This is a genomic window from Gilliamella sp. Bif1-4, from assembly GCF_001690535.1.
Lineage (GTDB): Bacteria > Pseudomonadota > Gammaproteobacteria > Enterobacterales > Orbaceae > Gilliamella > Gilliamella bombi.
Genome location: NZ_LZHC01000025.1, coordinates 108799 through 132457 on the forward strand (window position 1 = coordinate 108799; position 23659 = coordinate 132457).

13 protein-coding genes and 2 pseudogenes are annotated in these 23659 nt (G+C 35.7%); 11 read left to right on the forward strand and 4 right to left on the reverse strand.

The features are described 5' to 3' along the window. Nucleotides 1-409: 409 nt before the first annotated feature. The 6 genes from ilvG to mutS all read left to right on the forward strand — a co-directional run bounded on the left by ilvG (nucleotide 410) and on the right by mutS (nucleotide 10504). Entirely contained in the window at nucleotides 410-2086 is a 1677-nt protein-coding gene (gene ilvG, locus A9G25_RS05375; protein ID WP_065626083.1) for an acetolactate synthase 2 catalytic subunit, read from the forward strand. Between the two features lie 3 nt (nucleotides 2087-2089). After that, nucleotides 2090-2320 (forward strand): acetolactate synthase 2 small subunit, encoded by a 231-nt coding sequence (gene ilvM, locus A9G25_RS05380; protein ID WP_065626084.1) that lies wholly within the window; start codon nucleotides 2090-2092, stop codon nucleotides 2318-2320. 166 nt (nucleotides 2321-2486) lie between these two features. Next, nucleotides 2487-3416 carry a branched-chain amino acid transaminase gene (locus A9G25_RS05385; protein ID WP_065575607.1) on the forward strand — a complete coding sequence of 310 codons (930 nt, stop codon included), beginning with the start codon at nucleotides 2487-2489 and terminating at the stop codon, nucleotides 3414-3416. Nucleotides 3417-3532: 116 nt separating this feature from the next. Next, nucleotides 3533-5383, forward strand: a complete 1851-nt coding sequence (ilvD, locus tag A9G25_RS05390) for a dihydroxy-acid dehydratase (RefSeq protein ID WP_065626085.1) — start codon at nucleotides 3533-3535, stop codon at nucleotides 5381-5383. Nucleotides 5384-5385: 2 nt separating this feature from the next. Then, complete coding sequence (gene ilvA / locus A9G25_RS05395; RefSeq protein WP_255307083.1) at nucleotides 5386-6927, forward strand: threonine ammonia-lyase, biosynthetic; 1542 nt, start codon at nucleotides 5386-5388, stop codon at nucleotides 6925-6927. 1018 nt (nucleotides 6928-7945) lie between these two features. Next, nucleotides 7946-10504 (forward strand): DNA mismatch repair protein MutS, encoded by a 2559-nt coding sequence (gene mutS / locus A9G25_RS05400; RefSeq protein ID WP_065626087.1) that lies wholly within the window; start codon nucleotides 7946-7948, stop codon nucleotides 10502-10504. 106 nt (nucleotides 10505-10610) lie between these two features. Here the strand turns inward: mutS and dld are convergent, their stop codons facing one another. The 3 genes and pseudogenes from dld to A9G25_RS05415 all read right to left on the reverse strand — a co-directional run bounded on the left by dld (nucleotide 10611) and on the right by A9G25_RS05415 (nucleotide 15256). Then, on the reverse strand, nucleotides 10611-12308 hold the full coding sequence (gene dld, locus A9G25_RS05405; protein ID WP_065626088.1) for a D-lactate dehydrogenase: 1698 nt from the start codon (nucleotides 12306-12308) through the stop codon (nucleotides 10611-10613). Between the two features lie 179 nt (nucleotides 12309-12487). Next, nucleotides 12488-13456 (reverse strand): annotated as a pseudogene (gene rlmF / locus A9G25_RS13165) (23S rRNA (adenine(1618)-N(6))-methyltransferase RlmF). Between the two features lie 300 nt (nucleotides 13457-13756). Next, nucleotides 13757-15256 (reverse strand): hypothetical protein, encoded by a 1500-nt coding sequence (locus A9G25_RS05415; protein ID WP_141675006.1) that lies wholly within the window; start codon nucleotides 15254-15256, stop codon nucleotides 13757-13759. A gap of 517 nt (nucleotides 15257-15773) precedes the next feature. Here A9G25_RS05415 and A9G25_RS05420 point away from each other — a divergent pair. From A9G25_RS05420 to mscM, 4 genes and pseudogenes are all read left to right on the forward strand, one after another. Continuing rightward, nucleotides 15774-17201: a sodium:proton antiporter gene (locus A9G25_RS05420; RefSeq protein ID WP_065626090.1), complete on the forward strand. Its 1428-nt coding sequence runs from the start codon at nucleotides 15774-15776 to the stop codon at nucleotides 17199-17201. Nucleotides 17202-17499: 298 nt separating this feature from the next. Beyond that, on the forward strand, nucleotides 17500-17718 hold the full coding sequence (locus A9G25_RS05425) for a Flp family type IVb pilin (RefSeq protein ID WP_065626091.1): 219 nt from the start codon (nucleotides 17500-17502) through the stop codon (nucleotides 17716-17718). Nucleotides 17719-18482: 764 nt separating this feature from the next. Then, nucleotides 18483-19328: pseudogene (gene asd, locus A9G25_RS05430) on the forward strand (archaetidylserine decarboxylase); the annotation flags it as partial. A 7-nt stretch (nucleotides 19329-19335) separates the two neighbouring features. After that, nucleotides 19336-21954 (forward strand): miniconductance mechanosensitive channel MscM, encoded by a 2619-nt coding sequence (mscM, locus tag A9G25_RS05435; protein WP_065626093.1) that lies wholly within the window; start codon nucleotides 19336-19338, stop codon nucleotides 21952-21954. Here mscM and A9G25_RS05440 read toward each other — a convergent pair. Further along, the gene (locus tag A9G25_RS05440; protein ID WP_065626094.1) at nucleotides 21951-22481 is read right to left on the reverse strand and encodes a DedA family protein; all 531 of its coding nucleotides are present in this window, start codon (nucleotides 22479-22481) and stop codon (nucleotides 21951-21953) included. The two genes, mscM and A9G25_RS05440, sit on opposite strands and share 4 nt — an antisense overlap. A 183-nt stretch (nucleotides 22482-22664) precedes the next feature. On the opposite strand from A9G25_RS05440, the gene fdhD reads away from it, so the two are divergent. After that, nucleotides 22665-23471 carry a formate dehydrogenase accessory sulfurtransferase FdhD gene (gene fdhD / locus A9G25_RS05445; protein WP_141675007.1) on the forward strand — a complete coding sequence of 269 codons (807 nt, stop codon included), beginning with the start codon at nucleotides 22665-22667 and terminating at the stop codon, nucleotides 23469-23471. Nucleotides 23472-23659 lie beyond the last annotated feature (188 nt).

Genomic DNA, 23659 nt, shown 5'->3' on the forward strand with positions numbered 1-23659 from the left:
TATTTCTTTATATTACTTATAGTTATTTTTTATACACTGACATTGCAAAAACATCAGAACAAACTATTAAAACCGATATTTTTATACTAAAACATAGTGTTTCCTGAAACTTTTTCACAAACTATTTATGCCAAATAACAAAAGCAATAAAAAACTGTTGCACTTTTTTTTAAAACGGGTATTTTGTTAAAAATAATTTTAAAAAATGACAAAAAGTTAATCATTCAACATTATGAAATTTTCACTCAAAATCGTCCTCATCAACATTATTGTCAGCGTGGTCATTATTCCTGCGCGGGGGCGTTTTTGAATAAAATATATGTTTATACATAAATCAGAAAACCCCCGCTCCCAAAAAGCGGGGGTTTTTTTATGGATAATGGATAGGTAAAGTACAAGCGAGGAATAAATGTTAGGAACACAGTGGATAGTAAAAACCTTAAAAGAAAAAGGCGTAACCACCGTTTTTGGATATCCTGGTGGACAAATTATGCCTCTATATGATGCACTTTATGACGGGGGTATTGAACATGTACTATGTCGTCATGAACAAGGTGCAGCCATGGCGGCTATTGGTTATGCTCGTGCAACAGGAAAAACTGGTGTTTGCATTGCCACCTCGGGTCCTGGTGCAACAAATATCATTACAGGTCTTGCCGATGCTTTGATTGATTCAGTGCCGATTGTTGCTATAACTGGTCAAGTTCCAACCAAGCTTATTGGTACAGATGCCTTTCAAGAAGTTGATGTTTTGGGATTATCTCTAGCTTGCACCAAACACAGTTATTTAATAGATGATGCACACGATTTACCCAATATATTAGAAGAGGCGTTTAACTTAGCCAATTCGGGAAGACCTGGACCAATATTAATTGATGTTCCCAAAGATATACAGCTTGCAAACCTAGATTATCATAACTATTTAACACCATCCTCATTAAAAATTGCACAAAATAAAACTCAACTATACTCAATCTTGCCTGATGATATAAAACAAGCCAAACAAATGATCATCCAAGCCCAAAAACCAATGCTTTACATTGGTGGAGGTGTTGGGCTTTCAGGCGCAATATACGAACTTAGAAACTTTATGGAATTAACACAAATTCCAAGTGTATCAACATTAAAAGGGCTTGGTGTTGCCGATATTAATAATCCCTATTATTTAGGATTAGTCGGTATGCATGGAGCAAAAGCAGCCAATTTAGCAGTGCAAGAATGTGACCTACTAATTGCCCTAGGAGTACGATTTGATGACAGGGTTACCGGCAATCTTAATGAATTTGCACGACATGCTAAAGTACTTCATATTGATATCGATCAAGCTGAAATCAACAAATTACGCCAAAGCCATTTAGGATTACAAGGCGATATAAAGCAAGTTTTACCACTACTAAATCAAACAGTTTCAATTGATAACTGGCATAAAAAAATTAACCAACTAAAAACACAACACCCAACTCGCTATGATCACCCTGGTGAAGCTATTTATGCGCCAACTTTATTAAAAACTATCTCTGAGCGAAAATCAGCTAATACTATTGTCACTACCGATGTGGGACAACACCAAATGTGGACAGCACAACATATGTGCTTTAATCACCCTCAAAACTTCATTACATCAAGTGGGCTTGGCACAATGGGATTTGGTTTACCATCTGCCGTTGGCGCACAAATGGCAAGACCCAATGACTGTGTAATTTGTGTATCAGGTGATGGATCTTTCATGATGAATGTCCAAGAATTGACCACTATAAAACGTAAAAAATTGCCAATAAAAATTGTATTAATTGATAATCAACGCCTAGGTATGGTTCGCCAATGGCAAGAATTATTTTTTAACGAAAGATACAGCGAAACAAATTTATCAGATAACCCCGACTTTTTAATGCTAGCTAAAGCATTTGACATACCAGGACAAACTATCGACAAAAAATCACAAATCGATGCTGCGCTCGATAACCTATTTAATTCAAAAGGAGCTTATCTTTTACATGTATGCATAGATGAATTAGAAAACGTATGGCCACTGGTACCACCGGGAGCAGCAAACGAAAACATGCTAGATAGAAGTTGTAAGGAGTAAGCAATGAACGAACAAACACAATACCAATTAGTCATAAAAGCTTATGACAAATTGGGGACACTTGAACGTATATTACGGGTTATCCGTCATCGGGGTGGACATATTAAATCAATGCAAATGCAAACAGTTGAAAACAAAATACTAATTATGACATTAATATTAACTACCGAAAGAGCGTTTTCGACACTACAAAATCAAGTAGCAAAATTAGAAGATGTAATAGTAATTGAATAATGACAATTTCAAACAAATTATTATTAAATAATAAGTTAAATCAAAGATAGTAAACAATTTAACAGTTAAATAAACAAATAAGTGTAGTATAATGCTTGACCGTTAAAGCGAAATACCGAAAGCAAAGTACATACTTAACAAATTAAAAAATAAAGAGGGAAACAAAATGAGTTCTACAGCAAAATCTGATTATATTTGGTTGAATGGTGATATGATTCCATGGGCAGATGCAAAAGTTCATGTAATGTCACATGCTTTACATTATGGAACTTCAGTATTTGAAGGTGTACGTTGTTATGACACCCATAAAGGTCCTGCCATTTTTCGCCACAAAGAACATGCACAACGGCTGTTAAATTCAGCAAAAATTTATCGTTTCCCTGTACCTTATTCTCTTGATGAAATCATGGAAGCTACACGCCAAACTATCAAAAAAAATAATTTAAAAAGCGCTTATATTCGCCCATTAGTCTTTATTGGTGATGTGGGTATGGGCGTTAACCCACGTGAGGGCTATAAAACCGATGTTATGATAGCTGCATTTCCATGGGGGGCTTATCTAGGCGAAGAAGCATTAGACCAAGGTATTGATGCAATGGTCTCATCTTGGCATCGCGTTGCATCAAATACAATTCCTGCCGCAGCTAAAGCAGGTGGTAACTATTTATCATCATTATTAATTGGTTCTGAAGCGAGAGCAAATGGCTTCCAAGAAGGTATTGCGTTAGATGTTCATGGTCACTTATCTGAAGGTGCTGGTGAAAATCTCTTTATTATTAAAGATGGCATTTTATACACTCCGGTTTTATCGTCATCGGCGCTACCGGGTATTACACGTGATGCAGTATTAACACTAGCACGTGATATTGGTATTGAAGTGCGAGAACAAACACTATCACGCGAATCACTTTATCTGGCAGATGAAGTCTTTATGACAGGTACAGCAGCGGAAATTACACCTGTGCGCAGTGTTGACCGCATCCAAGTTGGCATTGGCCGTTGTGGTCCAATCACCAAACAAATCCAACAAACATTCTTTGGTTTATTTAATGGTAAAACTGAAGATAAATATGATTGGTTAGATCTTGTTAAATAATAAATAAAATCAAAAATCCGCCAACTATGTTGGCGGATAACTTTTTAACTTGTTGATTAATATTAAAAACTACAAACCGTTAAACACGGTTACTTGCATAAAATTGGGAGCAGGAAATGCCTAAATATCGTTCAGCAACCTCGATCGAGGGTAGAAACATGGCTGGAGCCCGCGCATTATGGCGTGCAACTGGCGTTAAAAATGAAGACTTTGGTAAACCCATCATTGCGGTGGTTAACTCATTCACACAATTTGTACCAGGACATGTCCACCTAAAAGACATTGGACAGCTAGTCGCCAAACAAATTGAAACATCGGGTGGCATTGCCAAAGAGTTCAATACAATCGCAGTTGATGATGGTATTGCCATGGGACATGGTGGAATGCTTTACTCACTTCCTTCAAGAGAACTCATTGCTGATTCTGTTGAGTATATGGTTAATGCACACTGTGCCGACGCCATGATCTGTATTTCTAACTGCGACAAAATCACACCGGGAATGTTAATGGCTTCGCTTCGTTTAAATATCCCAACCATTTTTGTTTCAGGTGGACCGATGGAAGCAGGCAAAACAAAACTATCTGACCAAATCATTAAATTAGACTTAGTTGACGCAATGATTCAAAGCGCTAACCCAAATGTTAGCGACGCAGATAGCAAAGCCATCGAAGAATCAGCTTGCCCTACTTGTGGTTCTTGCTCAGGTATGTTTACGGCTAACTCCATGAACTGCTTAACCGAAGCATTAGGACTTTCATTACCGGGCAATGGTTCACTTATTGCCACTCACAAACAACGTGAACAACTCTTTTTAAACGCAGCTAAACGCATTGTTGAAATCACCAAACGTTATTATGAACATGATGATGTATCTTACCTGCCTCGTTCAATTGCAACAAAAGCGGCATATGAAAATGCTATGTCATTAGACATTGCTATGGGTGGCTCGACCAACACCGTATTACATTTGTTAGCCACTGCACAAGAAGGCGAAATCGACTTTACCATGTCAGATATAGATAGATTATCGCGAAAAGTCCCACATTTATGTAAAGTAGCGCCAAGTACAGCGCAATACCATATGGAAGATGTTCACCGAGCTGGTGGCGTTGTATCAATTATGTCAGAACTAGATAAAGCAGGATTACTAAATCGCAATGTTCACAACGTTCTAGGACTAACATTACAAGAAACTTTCACCAAATACGACATAACTCAAACTACCGACGAAGCAGTAAAAAAAATGTATCGTAGTGGACCTGCAGGCATTCGCACCACTAAAGCTTTTTCACAAGATTGCTATTGGGATTCACTTGACGATGACCGTGTAAATGGTTGTATTCGTGATAAAGCTCACGCCTATAGTCAAGACGGTGGACTTGCAACACTCTATGGTAATGTTGCACAAGATGGCGCAATTGTTAAGACCGCAGGCGTTGCTGCTGAAAATTTAATTTTCCGAGGTCCAGCAAAAGTATTTGAAAGCCAAGAAGATGCTGTTGATGGCATATTAGGAGGCAAAGTGGTTGAAGGTGATGTCGTTGTCATCATTTATGAAGGACCAAAAGGCGGACCAGGTATGCAAGAGATGCTCTACCCAACCAGTTATTTAAAATCCATGGGTCTAGGCAAAAAATGTGCATTGATAACAGATGGACGATTTTCTGGTGGTTCCTCTGGCTTATCAATTGGACATATTTCTCCAGAAGCAGCAAATGGTGGCGTTATAGGCCTTGTTCGTGATGGTGATATTATTGATATTGATATCCCAAATCGTAAATTAGTACTAGATGTCCCAACTTCTGAACTTGAACGTCGACGAGTTGCAGAACTAGAACGAGGTGAAAAAGCATTTACGCCTCATAATCGAGATCGTTACGTCTCATTTGCGCTTAAAGCTTACGCCAGTTTAGCAACAAGCGCAGACAAAGGTGCCGTACGAGATAAAAGTAAATTAGGTGGCTAATTGTGAAACAAGAAAATACTCAACTTACCGGTGCAGATTATTTAAAAGCAACGCTTTGTAGCGCCGTATACGATGTGGCAGAAGTAACTCCACTTGAAAAAATGGAAAAAATCTCAGCAAGAATACACAATCAAGTTTTTGTCAAACGCGAAGACCGCCAACTCGTCCACAGTTTCAAAATCCGTGGAGCACAAGCCATGATAGCCAGCTTAAGTGAAGAAGAACGCAAATGCGGCGTTATTGCTGCGTCGGCTGGCAACCATGCGCAAGGAGTGGCTTTTTCGGCTACAAAATTAGGCATCAGTTCTTTAATTGTTATGCCACTAACAACTGCCGATATCAAAGTTGAAGCTGTAAAAAGTTTTGGTGGTGAAGTATTACTTTATGGTGCCAACTTTGACGAAGCCAAAGCCAAAGCAATGGAACTGGCTAAAGAACAAAATCGCATCTTTATTCCACCATTTGATCATCCATTAGTAATTGCTGGGCAAGGCAGTATTGCTATGGAACTATTACAACAAAATGCCAAACTAGACCGTATCTTTGTACCTGTTGGTGGTGGTGGGCTTGCCGCAGGCATTGCAGTATTAATCAAACAAATCATGCCATCAATCAAAGTTATTGCTGTTGAGCCTAAAGACTCAGCTTGCTTAAAAGCTGCATTAGATGCAGGTCACCCTGTTAATTTAGATCGTGTCGGACTCTTTGCTGAAGGCGTTGCTGTCAAACGAATTGGCAATGAAACATTCAGACTTTGCCAACAATATATTGATGATATTATTACCGTGAATAGCGACGAAATTTGCGCGGCAGTGAAAGACTTATTTGACGATGTACGTGCAATAGCTGAACCATCTGGCGCTGTAGCATTAGCTGGACTAAAAAAATATGTCGATCAGCATAACATCTGTGGTGAAAAACTTGCTCATATACTGTCAGGCGCTAATTTAAACTTCCACAGCTTACGCTATGTATCAGAACGCTGTGAATTAGGCGAAAAACGTGAAGCGCTATTAGCAGTCACCATTCCAGAGAAGAAAGGCAGTTTTTTAAGTTTCTGTCAGCTATTAGGTGGACGCGCAGTAACCGAATTTAATTACCGCTATCATGATGAAAAATCTGCTTGTATTTTTGTGGGAATAAAAATCTCAAAAAGTGAAGAAAAAGATGAAATTATGCAAGAACTTACTGCTGAAAAATACCTTGTTGTGGATCTAACCGAAGACGAAATGGCAAAACTACATGTACGCTACATGATTGGTGGCAAACCTTGCAAACCGCTTCAAGAACAAGTATACAGTTTTGAGTTCCCTGAATCGCAAGGAGCGTTGCTTAAATTCTTACAAACGTTAGGGACTAATTGGAATATATCAATGTTCCACTATCGTAGCCACGGTACCGATTATGGTCGTGTACTTGCCGCGTTTGAAATCGACGAATCAACCCTTAACCAGTTTAATCAACACCTAACTGAACTCGATTATGGTTTCCACAACGAAACACATAATCCTTCGCTTAAACTGTTTTTAACCAATCAAGGTTAAAATTAGTAACAACTATTCACCTATAAGGTGGATTAGCGAAGAGTACTTTTTTGTTGTAGTAAGTTTTATTTTTTAGAAAAGCGCTTTTGCTACTCAGTTGCAAAAGCGCAAGGACCGCAGACTTTGTCTTCTATACGCTCCTATGTATTGGTTGATGGCGTTGTAATACTACACTAGATAACTTTATAGCCAATAACGCAGAGGTTATTGCCTTTGTTTTCCCCATCAAACATTAAATACAGAATACTACCGTATACTTTGCGGAACCTTATAAAAGCTGGTAAAGAGGCACAAATGAAAACACTAATGGCTTAATACGTCAGTTTATACCTAAGTCAGCGGCTATTTCATTAGTTGACGACGAACAGATAAAGAAAATTCAATATCTATTGAACTCTCGCCCAAGAAAACGGCATAAGTTTAAAAGCCCTGCCGCTTTTTATTCTAAGGAGTTAAGACGAATTGCACTTCATGGTGTAATCTAGGTTTATTGAAGGATATAAAACCAATACTAGACAAGCAATTATGCTTAATTTTTCTATGACAATCTGGTCTACAATTATCACCATAAATATTTCTAAAACAAATAACCCAAAATTATATAAGAAATTAGCGTTATGCATTTGTGGAAAATAACCAATAGTCATTTCAACTAATTTACCATCAGTTCTTCGGTATCTATACATGAACCGTTTTTACCAGTTTTTGAACACTCAACTCTTAAGCCACGATTTTCATTACACTTTACCATTCGGCTTTAGTTTTACTATAGCTTGATGTGATAACGCTTTTTGATCGCCATTTGCTATAAATAGCCCTCTGCTATGAACTAATAATCAGTTATAATGAAAGGATAATGACCATTATTTTATAACTAAATTATAATGCACTATTCATACTAGTTATGCTTTTAGTTACACTAATAATTGAGAATCAGTGAGATTTCATAAGTTTAAATGATACTGAACGAGACTAACTAAACCAAATAATGCATTGAAATATAAATAAAAATAACACTATGAATGAAAATCAAAATTTAGCCGACCACACACCAATGATGCAGCAGTATTTAAAACTTAAAGCTGAAAATCCCGATATTTTGCTTTTTTATCGTATGGGTGATTTTTATGAAATGTTTTATGATGATGCCAAGCGAGCCTCGCAACTTTTAGATATTTCGCTCACAAAGCGTGGTTCGTCAAATGGTGAACCAATTCCTATGGCGGGAGTACCTTATCATGCGGTTGAAAGTTATTTAGCAAAGTTAATTGCACTAGGTGAATCAGTTGCTATTTGTGAACAGATTGGCGATCCAGCTACTAGTAAAGGACCAGTAGAACGAAAAATTGTCCGTATTGTAACTCCTGGTACAGTAAGTGATGAGCTATTATTAGAAGATCGCAAAGACAATTTACTGGCATCAATTTGGCAATATAAAAATTATTACGGCTATGCCACACTCGATATCAGTTCAGGACGATTTTATATTTTTGAATGTGACAATTTCGAGGAAATGCAAGCCGAATTACAACGTACAAGTCCTGTCGAATTACTATATCCAGAAGAATTTCAATCCATGCCATTAATTGAAAATAACTCTGGATTGCGCCGTCGTCCACAATGGGACTTTGATCTTGAAACAGCAAAACAACAGCTTAATCTACAATTTGGCACTAATGATTTAATTGGATTTGGTGTGGAAGACTGTAATTATGCACTTTGTGCAGCTGGCTGTTTGTTACAATATGTTAAAGATACCCAACGCACGGCTCTACCTCATATACGTTCAATTGTCAAACAGTCGGCTTATGATTTTGTCGTGTTAGATGCCGCAACACGTCGTAATCTAGAAATCACCGAAAACCTATCTGGTGGAACTCAAAATACTGTAGCGGAAATACTTGATAAAACTCAAACACCAATGGGTAGCCGTATGCTTAAACGTTGGTTGCATTCACCAATTCGTAATTTGACTATATTACAAAATCGACAACAAGCTGTTGGCGAATTACAAAATTATATTGATGAAGTTAATCCATTATTAAAACAAATTGGTGATTTGGAACGTATTTTGGCAAGACTTGCATTACATACGGCTAGACCTCGTGATTTTGCTCGTTTACGTGATGCTTATAATTTATTACCACAATTACAAACACTATTAAGTGGTCTTACTTCACCTGCGTTAATTAACTTGCGTAAAAAAATAAATCAATTTGACCATATAGCCGAAATATTAAATCAGGCTATTGTTGAAACACCACCGGTAATTATTCGTGATGGTGGGGTTATTGCTACTGGATATAATGCAGAACTAGACGAACTACGAAGTTTAGCGGATGGTGCAACCAATTATTTAGAACAGTTAGAAATCCGAGAACGTGAAACACTTGGCATTGACACATTAAAAGTTGGATTTAATGCTGTGCATGGCTACTATATCCAAATCAGCCGTGGGCAAAGCCATTTGGCACCAATTCATTATACTCGTCGTCAAACACTGAAAAATGTTGAGCGATATATCATCCCCGAACTTAAAGAGTACGAAGATAAAGTACTAACTTCCAAAGGACGAGCATTAGCACTCGAAAAGCAACTTTACGAACAGCTATTTGATCTATTAATGCCAGATCTAGCCACTATGCAAATCAGTGCTGAAGCCATTGCCGAACTTGATGTGCTTACCAACCTAGCGGAACGATCATTAACACTTAACTATCAAAAACCAACACTATCAACCGACTCAGGAATAGAAATTAAAGATGGCCGACATGTGGTGATTGAGCAAGTTTTACAAACACCATTTATTGCAAACTCGCTCTCATTATTACCAAGCAGACGTATGTTAATTATTACGGGTCCAAACATGGGCGGTAAAAGTACTTATATGCGTCAAACTGCTTTAATTGTATTACTGTCTTATATTGGTAGCTTTGTCCCTGCTTCAAAAGCAGTCATTGGACCTATTGATCGCATTTTTACACGTATTGGCGCTTCTGATGATTTGGCATCTGGTCGCTCCACTTTTATGGTCGAAATGACCGAAACCGCTAACATTATGCACAATGCAACTCAACAAAGTTTAGTATTAATGGATGAAATTGGTCGAGGAACTTCAACATATGATGGGCTTTCATTAGCTTGGGCTTGTGCCGAAAATTTAGCAAATGAAATCAAATCAATGACGCTTTTTGCCACTCATTACTTTGAATTAACCCAATTACCCGAACATATGCAAGGTGTTTATAATATCCACTTTGATGCCATTGAACACGATAATACCGTTGCTTTTATCCACGAAGTATCTGAAGGCGCAGCGAGTAAAAGTTTTGGTATTGCAGTTGCTGGACTTGCCGGTGTGCCTAGGGCAGTACTAAAACGGGCTAAACAAAAATTGAAAGAGCTCGAAATTATTTCAAAACAAACGGCTAACAGTGGCGTTGCTCAATCTCAACTTTCTTTTATCAACGAACCTGAACCTTCGGAAGTTGAAGAAGCGTTAAAACAGATTGATCCTGATGCTCTAACACCAAAACAAGCATTAGAAATTTTATATCAATTAAAAAAGTTGGTGTAATTTAAATAACCTCTAATTGTTTTATTGCGATATTATTCTAAAAAACCGCTAGATGTGATTTCTAGCGGTTGGTTTTAATTATGAATAGCATCTAGAATTTAAAAAATTAAGCCCAATTTTTCTTCTTAGATGTTTTACCTATGCCCGGATTAAGACTGTTTGTAGGATCAAGCTCTTGATAGAATTTTTTCAAATCCTCATTGGCATGATACAAATGCCCCACATTGTGCTCAGCTGGATATTGCGCACCACGCTGATCAAGCAATGCTAAAATCTCTTCCTTAACTTTATCACAATCCACCCCTTTTTTAGCTATATAATCTTGATGAAATACATAACAGAAAAAATGCCCATAATACATTTTATAAATAAAGTTTTGATCAATGTTTTCTGGCAGCGTTTCAAACCAATCGGTATCATTACGTCGTAGTGCGATATCTAATGCAACAATGTTTTCTACTGTTTTGCTATGTACATTACGATAAGCCGTTGCAGCACCCGCAGCTGCAAAACGGTGTAACATTGCGGCTTCAGCTTCTTTTTCGTTACATAAAAAATAATTACCATTTTTATTTTGAAAATAGTCTTTTAAAAAAGCCTCGGCTTCAGCAATCCCATCATCTGCCATTTTTAAAATAAGGTGATGTTCATAACGATCACGATAATCACGCATTGATTTTGGTAAATGATTTGGCAAAAATTTGCAAGCAAAGATAGAAAACCGATCCGAAAAATTCTTTGGAAAAAATGGAATTTTAGCGGTAACACGATCAACAAAGTTCTTAAACACAAACATGCGTGGCATCATATCTGTACCTAGCTTTTTAATGGCTAAAAAGGTCGGTTTCCCATAAACTGCGGCAATATCAAAAGCCACGCGATGTATATATTCTCCTGACACAGGCAAGGTTTTAAATTGGCTTAAAATGTGGCGACGAATACCATTTAATTCATTAATATCATTTGTACCAATATAAAATACGGCTGATTTTTTCTCTAACGGAAATGTATCAAGGCGCACAGCAAATACCATTAATCTACCAGCACTACCTGATGCTTCATAATGACGAGCAGGATCAGCATTAAATCTAGCAGGCGTATCGGCATCTACTTCACGAACATGCTCACAATAATGGTGATCATGGCCTAACCCAGCATCATGTTTAATATCCTTATCAGTATAAGTATGATTTTGAAGATTCTGTAAAATTGTTTCTGGTTCATCACCCAATTCTATACCTAAATGATTAACTAAACGCAATTGCCCTTGCGCATCTAATTGAGCAAACACCGCCATTTGAGTATAAGCAGGCCCACGCTGAATCAGTGCTCCACCTGAATTATTACATACCCCACCCATCACAGAAGCGCCAATGCAAGATGAACCTATAACCGAATGCGGACCTCGATGATATTTTTTTAATTCCTTTTCTAGACGAAAAAGTGTGCTACCTGGCAAGCAGACAACTTGTTCACCATTTTCTATCACTTTAATACTATCTAAGCGACGAGTACTAACAATAACAACAGGACGATCATAGTCATTACCATCAGGCGTTGAACCACCAGTTAATCCAGTATTTGCGGATTGTGTGATAACAATCACATCCGCTTCAACACACGCCTTTAACACTTGCCACTGTTCAACTAACGTTCCCGGCAAAACAACTGCCAATGCATCACCTTCACCAAAGCGAATACCTTGACGATAAGGCAATGTGCGTGCTGGATTGGTTAAAGTATATTTATGTCCAACAATACCTTGTAGCTGCTCAATGAGCTTAGCTGTTTGATTACTTTTCATATCGGTATTTCCTATGCTTATTGAAAATTTAGATGAGTTAATAGTGGTGATTAAATAATCACCCATCTTAACCAAAAGCAAAATAATAAGCTATCGGAATTTTTATTGCAGATGAACAAAACACACTTAAACGACCTTTTACAACAAAATGGTCTATAAAGGTAATTTATTTATAATGTTTAACCCTGCGTTTTTTGGGTATTTTTTGACAAAAGTTGTTGGCGTTCATTTTGATTAAAAAAAGCCCACGCTACAAACCTACTCACTTTTTGCCCTTGCGCCATAGGGATAATACGGCTTTCAACAACAGCAACTTGTTTTAATTTTTTGTTAATCACCGACAAGGTCTCTTTTTTTGAAACTAATGAAGTAAACCATAGACATTGGGTTTTATATTGAGCACTTTCGTTAATCATATTACTAATAAAAGCACTTTCACCACCTTGACACCAAAGTTCGGCATGTTGTCCACCAAAATTAAGCACATTTTTTTGAGTGGAATTTATTAACTTACCTAACTTCTTCAATTTGGTTTGCGTACTTACCAACGCATCTTCTGCTGAAGCATGAAAAGGCGAATTGCACAGCGTTAAAGTATAAAATTCATTGGGTTTAATGGTATGTTTAAAAATCGATCCACTGTCTTTTTGTAATCGACACTACAAAGTGTTTTTTTATAACGTATTGGCTTGTGTAATAAACAAAGCAACTTTGATCGCAACTGGATTAATATCACTCCCTACAAATGACCAACCATATTCGGCACAACCAATAATAGGGTAAATCACATTAGCCCCAACACCAATATCTAAAACCCGAATTTGTTTACCTGTTGGAATGCTATTTTGGTTATCTTTAGCTAATAAATCAGCCAAATAGTGAATATAATCAGCTCGACCAGGAATGGGCGGACATAAAATGCCATCTGGAATATCCCAATAACTTACCTAATAATAGCTAAACAACAAAGCTTTATTTAACATTTTAACCGCCATCGGATCGGCAAAATGAATTGATAAATTACCATATTGGTTTTGATTCACAAATTGAGAAAGTTCCGGTAATATTTTGATAAGCAGTGTAAAATCATAATTACCTTTATGTTTATTCCTACGATGGCAAGAAATTTTTTTTAATGGTGTTTGCACGGTATTTCTATCTTACACAAAATCGAATGTGTGGCGATTATAAAATATTTAATATTAGTTAACCCAAAATACTATATTCCGTTGTACTTTCTTTATAAAACATTTCATTACCAATAAAAAATACTTTATAGATTCTTAAATGTTTTACTTTATCAATTTTTCTTTAGACCTATAAAAATTTAATATTTTTTATTGACTTTTTAGTCACCAATACACTTATGTCACTTTCATTAGCCTTATGCCTTTTGGGAATGTTAAAGAGGGAGATTTTAAATTCACACTTCTCCCTTACATACCCTGTCAAGGCGCTACACACGCTACCGCATTAACATAATCTGAGGTTATTTCACCCACGTACCCTACACCAAAGTAGGATGGTTCACCATCAATCATTACGTATTGATGAGCAAAGTAGTTACCATCAAACCAATCACTATTTTTGTACCCATACCCTTCAATAACTTCCCCCCACTCGTTAAATATCCCGCCTATCCAACCATTGTTGTCCTTATAACTTAAACGCCTTTGATAATATGGACTTTCTCTTCCAGGTATCCCGCCAGTCCAAATTGGCCCTTCACCAAAATCAACTCCATTTGAATTAGTATAATCCTCGATGCCTGGAATACGATAGCCACCACCTAAATTTTGACAAAACTTTTCGGCTTCATCATATGAATCAACATATAAACCTCCTCCTATATACCAACGCTCTATTTTAAAGCTATAAAGCAAATGGGTATGACTGCTGTCTGAATAGAGCTTAAATACCGATGGAGTAAACCGTGTATCATCAGAATCTTTATTTGGACCCTTTAATAATATTTTTAAAGCAAGCTCACCACCTTCATCAGGAAAACCAGTCCAATTAGGTGTCTGTGCTGAAGTTAATGATAATGTTACACCACTACCACTTTCGGCAGTAACTGTTGTGCCATTCGCCATTATTGCCTGCTCTGGTGATATGCCAGCTAATAATAAATAAAAATACAAACCATCTGAGCCTGTTGTAGGAAAGTTTTCACTTACGGCATTGATATTTGTAACTTTATATCCTTTTTTCTGAACCCAATTTAATCCATCAATATCACTTTCATCTCCATACGAAGAGCTATCGTAATTCAAATTGGGCTGTGCATAGCAGGCAAAGCCAGCATTTGTGTTAGGCGTAATATAATAAGTGTGACTTCCTTCATTAAAAGTGGTTGTTTGCGGCACACCATATTGAGTTGATAGTTCCCCATAAGTTGATGTGATAGTCAATTGATAAGGTGTTGCACTACCGCAGGCGATTAATGCTTTATTGGGGTTAGATGAAATTTCAGCTGTAATGTCTTTATTGTTAGCATCCTTCCATTGGATTATTAAGTTACCTGTCGCACTAGGATTTCTATCGCCATCGATATCAAACCAATAATTATATGGTTCTCTAATTAAGCGATTGAGTTCAATACTTGGATAACTAGATATAGGAACTAAAGTTTGAATACTAGCAAAAGTGTTTGTTTCTAGCGATAACTCTATCGGTGTTATTCCGCTAGAATTATCTACTATGGCATCAGGATATAATTCAGCATTTATCCCTGGTGCAATATATTGACGCCCATCCGGTAATTTTATACCCAATAATCCTTCTTCACTAATAATTTTTGTTACACCTCCGTCCATGGTCAAATAAGGCGCACTACCTTGTATCGTTTTAACGGTAACTGCTGATAACGCAATAGTATTACCAGATAGAGACAAACTCAATAACGCAATAAAACTTTGCAGTACATACCATTTAAAATTTAATTTCAACCATATAACCAATAATGTATGCATGCTTATCTTTACATATTCTACTAGTTTTATTTTCAATGTTAAATATGACTTACCAGCTAAGTATGCTAAATGATTAAAAAAATTTGCTAGTATCTTAAAAAGAAAAGATATTTGTAAAGCTTGTTTGAGGGATTGTGTCAATAAAAAAGTTATATTCCGTTTTATCATTAAATATTCCATATTCCGATATTTTCTGCTCAAATTTGAATTTTAAAACAACTTTCATATTATAAGCTGGTAACAGCTTCTATTAATAGTAAAAAATAAAATCTTTTGTTAAAATTTACAAGCTTATCTTAATTTTACACAATTCTATTTTTTAGAATTGACAATTTAAACAAATAAAAAAATTTATAATTAATAAAAATTTTATAAAAAATATACTTTAGATTCAATATAGAAATATTACTGAGTATAAGCAGAAAGTCTTTTTAATTACTTCTAATTCTTTTATTTACTATAAATGCGTCAATTTAACTGAGTAAACAATTATATGAAACATTATTTTAACTTGTTATTGATATCTTTTTTTGCTTTGTTATTCTTTCCTTTTAAATTGTATGCATCGGATTTCAATGAGTTTAATTTATCTATTTTTTGGAGTATTCCTTTTGTAGGAATTTTGCTTTCGATTGCACTAATACCGCTATTTTTGTCACGGCTTTGGCATCACCATTATGGTAAAATTATTACTTTTTGGACAATGCTGTTTGTACTGTTTGCCTTATATTCTTTTGGTCTACAAACCACCATCAATATTACTGCTCATGCAATTATAGTTGAATATATTCCTTTTATTTTGTTATTGCTTGCACTATTTACCGTCTCGGGAGGGATTTTAATTAAGAGCGATGTGCTTAGCACGCCCAAACTAAACGTTGGTTTGCTTGCAATAGGTACTTTGTTAGCATCAATCATGGGGACAACAGGCGCAGCTATGTTAATGATTCGACCTGTAATTAGAGCTAATCGTCAGCGAAATTATGCCGTACATACCATTGTCTTTTTTATCTTTTTAGTGGCGAACATTGGTGGTGGATTAACACCACTCGGCGATCCACCTTTATTTATTGGCTTTTTAAAAGGTGTTAATTTTGGATGGACAATTCAACATATGTTGTTGCCAGTTTTGTTTAGTTCAATTTTGTTATTAGCAATTTATTATAAGATTGATTGCTACTACTTTCGTACCCAATATGGTGATTCGCTTACGTTAACTTCTGCTAAAAAAGCTAGCGCTATTAAGGTTTATGGTGTAAGCAATATCTTTTTATTGGTAATCATTATTGCCTGCGTGTTAATGTCTGGTATTTGGCATTCATCGGTTAATTTTACGGTTTTAGGAACACATATTGCTTTACAAAATTTAATTCGTGATATTATTTTTATCATGATTACCCTATTTTCTATGTTAATTACCCCTAAACAAGTGCGTACCGGTAACGAATTTAATTGGGAGCCTATTATAGAAGTTGCTAAGCTGTTTATCGGGATTTTTATTACTATCGCTCCAGTGATAACTATTTTACGAGCAGGTAGCCATGGTGAACTAGCCCTAATAGTATCACTAGTAACAAATGAACAAGGACAACCGATCAATAGCATGTATTTTTGGCTATCAGGTCTACTTTCAGGGTTCTTAGATAATGCTCCCACTTATTTGGTCTTCTTTAATCTAGCTTCTGGCGATGCCACCACTTTGATGACTATACTAGAAAAAACCTTACTCGCTATTTCAATGGGTTCAGTTTTTATGGGAGCTCTTAGCTACATTGGTAATGCACCTAACCTTATGGTCAAAAGCATTGCAATTCAAAATAAAATTAACATGCCAAGCTTTTTTAGTTATATGAAATGGTCTGTATGTATTTTAATTCCAGTGTTTATCATTGATAATTTGGTATTTTTTCTACTCTTTTAATTTAAGCTGTTAACAAACCAATTAAAATAACTGTGTAATATAACGCAATTTGTTTACAGTAGTTATTTAAATTACTGTAAACTGTACAACTACTTTCCTAAAGTAAAAAAATTTATTTAAAGGCAACATATCAATCATCAAACTGATGTTATTGAATACTATTTAACAAATAATCAATTATATAAAACAAACTATTTGCTTGAATTTTATTCTATTTATCGTTAGAATTGTAAAATAAACATTAAAAGGGATTCACATACATAGCGATACAAACAAGATTAAATGAAAGGGTAAAGTGATGAAAAAATACATAATGAATATTCTAGCTAATACTTTTTTAGCTAAATTTATTCAAAATAAGCAAGGCATAACAGTGGTTGAATATGCGGTTATTTCAGCTGGAATTTCTGTAATCGTATTTACAATATTTAGAGGACAATCAGGTCCAATGCATGATATGTTTTATACTGTATTTTCATCTATACAAAGCAAATTAGTTATTATAGTAAATCAGTAATTGAGCTTGATCGAACTAAACGGCATGCTCTCCTAACTTATTTTTTATGAAATAAGTCCTTAAAATAGAAAGAGTGGTTGTTAACTGAATATAGATAGTCAATATGCATTTTAATATCAATATTTATTATCGGTACTTTTTGATATCTTTGTGTCTTTAAAAAAGTCGACACCACCTATAAGTTACACAAAAAATATTATCAATTGTAAGAAAATACCGAGTCCAACAGATTAAACTTGTGGCATTATATTATCGGTGAGCTGATCACGATATAAACAAGTAGACTCAACACCTTGATCATGTTTATCATAGTAATAATTAATACCCCCAAGTATCAATACCAATACTATCGAGTTTTATGCTCTGCTTCATAATTTTATTAAGCTCCGTTGATATCTCTTTTTCTAAATGAATAGTATGCCAGCAAAAAAATCCATTACTAAATCGATGTATTTCTTGGAGTGTTAAATGTTGATACGATTACTTATACCATGACAATATAACTATACCCCCTTAATGTAACTAAATCTATAGCTTTAATGTGTCTAGCTGCCATTAATACTATCCTCATTATTGGTAATGAACGCAGTTTAAGTAACAATAACGATGAAAATTTTTAAACGATTGCCATTATTGAACAGAATTGACAAAATTTATATATGTATATGATCAATTATACAAATCATTGATTTAAGTTGGTTTTACACTTTGTCTATAAACCTTGGTATAATGTATTATTTATAACATAATTTTGAGAGTTATCTATGTTAAATCAGTTAAAAGCAATTATTCAGTACCTTCTTCCTAAACAGCTATTAACCGTTATTTTTGGTTATCTGGCAAAAAAACAGTTGGGGAAAGTAACCACATGGATGATTATGTTTTTTTGTAAACTATATAAAGTGGATTTAAGCGAGGCAAAAATTAGTGATGTAAAAGAGTTTAAAACCTTTAATGACTTTTTTGCTCGCGAATTAAATGAGGATGCACGACCAATTGATACCACCGATAGTGCAGTTGTTATGCCTGCTGATGGTGTAATTAGTCAGTTTGGTACTATTCTAGATACACAGCTGTTACAAGCTAAAGGGCATTTTTATTCTTTAGAATCACTACTTGCCTGTCATCCTGATATGATCAGCTTTTTTAAAAATGGTTTATATGCAACCACTTATTTATCTCCTAAAGATTATCACCGTTTTCATATGCCTTGCGATGGTATTTTGCGTGAGATGATTTATGTGCCTGGATCACTGTTTTCAGTTAACAAGGCTACAACCGAAAGCATTCCTAATATTTTTGCTCGTAATGAACGTGTAATTTGTTTGTTTGAAACCGAATTAGGTCCAATGGCACAAATTTTAGTTGGGGCAACTATTGTTGGTAGTATAGAAGTACAATGGGAAGGTATTGTTACCCCTCCACGAGAAGGAACAATGAAACGTTGGACTTATACCAACGGGATAAAATTAACTAAAGGGCAAGATATAGGTTGCTTTAAGTTAGGTTCGACAGTAATTACACTGTTTGCCTCAAATTCGATTGAGTTTAATAACCACCTTAAAGTGGGTGATGTTACTCGTGTAGGTCAAAAATTAGCCGATAGGATATAGTGTTATGTGGATTCGTGGTGTTGTGTGCTTTGTTGCTGTGTTGTTTTCTTCACTGACCTTTGCCGAAGAAACCACGCCAATCATTAACAATGAGGATGATCTTTCGCTAGCTGTTCATCAGTTAAGTGATAAAAATGATGAACTCAGACAAAATATGGAGTTACAAAAAACACATCTAACTAGTATTGTTAATGAGCAAAACAATATCACGACACAAATTTCACATGTTCAAAATACACTAGCAACACTTGATGAACAAGGAGAGTGGTTGAGTTTTTCGACCGCTTTGGGCGAAACCTTACGTCAACAGTTATTGCGTTTACCAGAAAAACCTAAATCGCAAGCGCTTGATGCCGAAATTGCTGAGGCAAAAGCGCAACAACTTAATTATAGTAATATTTTAACATCTTTGGACAATTACCCTACTTTAACAAGTCCACTTAACAGCATCAAAGAAGCAACCCAATATCGTCGTTTAATTCGAGAACAAACCGAATTACTTAAGACTCTTATTTCGGGAACTGATACTACCATTCTAGAATTGACTAAACTAAAAATTGCCAATAAGCAATTAACCAATGCGATTGACGAAGTAAACGATGCTGCACACAGATATTTCTTCTGGGTAGCTGATGTGAATCCAATATCATTGAGTTATCCAATCGATTTAGCCAAAGATGTTGTGTATGTGATTTTTTCTGTTGATACCATTTCGCAACTTTATAAAGCTAGCGTTGAAGTACTTAGTTCGCCAAAACCGTTATTTTTAATTATTTTGTCGTTACTATTCGTGTTTGCACACTTTAAAATGCGCACGAAATATAATATTTTTCTCAATAAATCAGCTAGTCGTGTAGGAAAAGTCACACAAGATAGTTACTCTTTAACCTTAAAAGTAATTATATTTTCATTAATTATGGCATTACCTATCCCTATTTTGTGGGCGGTGTTTGGTTATGCTTTACAGATTAATTCAGATTACCCTGTCGCATTTGCCTTGGGTTATGGTGTGAATGCTGCTGCGCCTATTTTGTGGGTATTTATTATTTCAGCGCATTTTGCGTCATCTAATGGGCTGTTTATTACTCATTTTGGTTGGTCTGGACGTAGCGTACGCTCAGCGATGAAATATTATCAACTTTCAGTTTGGCTGGTAATTCCACTAGTGATGATAGTAATGAGTTTTGATCAATATAATAATCATCAATTTGCAGCCACAATTGGTCGAACATCATTTATTTTGCTCTGCTTTGCTTTGGTGTTTATGACTAATTCTATCCATCGTGCTGGCGTTCCTCTTTATATTGATAAAAAAGGAGCCGGTGATAATTTATTAAGTCATATTTTGTGGTTTATTTTATTAAGTGCACCATGGCTAGCTATCATTGCGGCTTGTTTAGGTTATCTTTCAACAGCTCAAGTACTATTAGGTCGTCTTGAGGCTTCTGTCATTATTTGGTTTGCTCTGTTAGTTATTTATTTTATGATTCGCCGTTGGATGTGGATCCAAAAACGTCGTATTGAATTTGAACGAACCAAGCAACGTCGCTTAGAACGTATGCAACGAGCAAAATCACATGAAGATGATCTCAATTCACTTAACGAAAGTGTTGATGAACCTGTTATTGATTTAGATGTCATTAGTGCGCAATCATTACATTTAGTCAGATCGATTATTATGATGATTGCACTAATTAGTATGATTTTGCTATGGTCTGAATTACATTCGGCCTTTGCTTTTATGAATAATATTAAACTTTGGGGAACCAGTGCCATTGTTAATGGAACTGAAATTGAACAATACATCACTCTTGGCGCAGTATGTATTGCGATTTTAGTTATGACAATTACCGTTCAGTTGGTCAAAAATTTGCCATCTTTGTTAGAGTTAGGCATTTTACAACACTTAGATTTATCACCGGGAACAGGTTATGCTATTTCGACTGTTTCAAAGTATATTACTTTGATGGTTGGCTGTATGATTGCATTTTCGTTTATTGGTATCGACTGGTCTAAAATTCAATGGTTAATTGCCGCATTAGGTGTGGGGCTAGGTTTTGGTTTACAAGAAATCTTCGCTAACTTTATCTCTGGCTTAATCATTTTATTCGAAAAACCAGTTCGTATTGGCGATACGGTGACAATTCGTGATTTGACAGGTAATATTACAAAAATTAATACCCGTGCAATTACTATTGTCGATTGGGATCGTAAAGAAATTGTGATGCCCAATAAAGCCTTTATTACTGAACAATTAGTGAATTGGTCGTTGTCTGATTCGATCACTCGAATTGTATTAACTATTCCCGCTACCATTGATGCTGATAGTGATTTGGTTATCAAACTTTTACAACAAGCATCAGATGAATGTGAATACGTACTTACTGATCCTGAACCTCAAGTATTTTTAGTGGATATCCAAGAAGGTATTCAGTTGTTTGAACTACGTGTTTTTGCTGCTGAGATGGGACACCGAATGTTACTGCGAAGCGCTATACATAAATTGATACTTGAAGCTTATCGTAAGCATCATTTAACGCTACCATTCCCACCATTGCAAACCAATTTAGAAGCATTGGGACGCAAGAGTGGGCGTCGTAGTTATACCATCGGCACGCTTTAACCAAAAAAAGTTTCTAGCCAAGGCACACCAAATGCTCCTGGCGCAAGCAATACAAAAGCCCAAACTGGCGCTGAAGCAATGTTTGCTAGGTTAAATTTGGTGGTTGGCATATGCATTGTGCCTGCAATTAAAGGTACTATGGCTCGTAGTGGTCCAAAAAATCGACCTATAAATACCCCTAATGTTCCATAACGCTGAAAAAATTGCTCGGCACGATAAACTAATTTAGGGTGCTTATTAAGTGGCCATGAAGCAATAACTTGTTGATGATAGTGTTTACCCAACCAATAAGAAAGTAAATCCCCAAAAACAGCACCTGCCGAAGCGGCAATTAATACGGGCACAAATGATATTGCTCCTCCACCGATTAAAGCCCCTACCCCTAATAAAATAGCCGTTGCAGGCACTAGAAGCGAGATAATCGCTAATGATTCACCAAATGCCAATAAAAATATAATGGGTAATGCCCAAACTTGATGGTGCTCAATAAACTGCATGATAGTCTGTGTGATTTCTTGTAATGACATAGAGTTAGCTTATGAATTATCAATTGCTTATGGTGAACTATTTTATCATAATATTGCTTATTAAGAGCAGAGCACGCCATCTATTGATAAAATATTACACTACGTTAACATTTTAGAATTATTAATAGTTGATCTTGTGCTGATAGTAGTCTTGATTATAACCAAATTAGCAAGAGGCAATTAATGGCGATCGGTGTTAAATCAATTCCAGTACGTAAATTTAAAAACAGTAAGTTACAACATTCTCAATCTGATATGTTAGCTATCGAAAAGCCAGTTGCTTTAATTTATAACGGAATTTCACATGTAGTAATGATGGCGACACCAAAAGATTTGGATTATTTTGCCATTGGTTTTTCGTTAACTGAAAATATTATTCAATCGGTTAATGATATTTATGGCATTGATGTTATTGATACTCCCAAAGGCATAGAAGTACAGATTGAACTTTCGTCACGACGCTTTAGCGAGCTAAAAGAAAAACGACGTAATTTAACTGGGCGAACAGGATGCGGTATTTGTGGTACTGAGCAGATAGAGCAAGTCTGCCAAGATATTCCTACTTTACCATTAATAAGTCAGATTAATTTAGCAGATTTTAGTGACAGCTTAAGCTATTTATCGCACGTTCAACAAGTCGGTAAACAAACTGGTTGCACGCACGCAGCTGTGTGGCTGGATTTGAAAGGACAATTTATGGCTGGATTTGAAGACATTGGACGGCATGTGGCTTTAGATAAACTACTCGGCTTTAGAGCTATACAATTATTGAATAACCCTAAGTATCAACACGGCGTGGTGTTAGTATCAAGCCGCGCTAGCTATGAAATGGTACAAAAAACCGCTAATTGCGGTGTGGAATTTTTGTTAGCAGTTTCGGCTGCCACATCAATGGCTGTCGATTTGGCCAAACAGTGTCATTTAACTTTGTTAGGATTTTTTAGGGGTGATAAAGGTGTGATCTATTCTGGCGATGATCGTCTTATCTAAGGAAATATTTTTATATTGTTCATTTATGGTGATTAAATCAATCTAAACTCAACATATTGAATAATAGAAATAAAAAAGATTTTTGTTAATCCACTTTAAGATATATCAATTCGTATCTTTCTTTATTAGGCGAAGATCATCATAATATATACTGAAAAACAAAAATTATTTTGTTTTTTAATTATTTT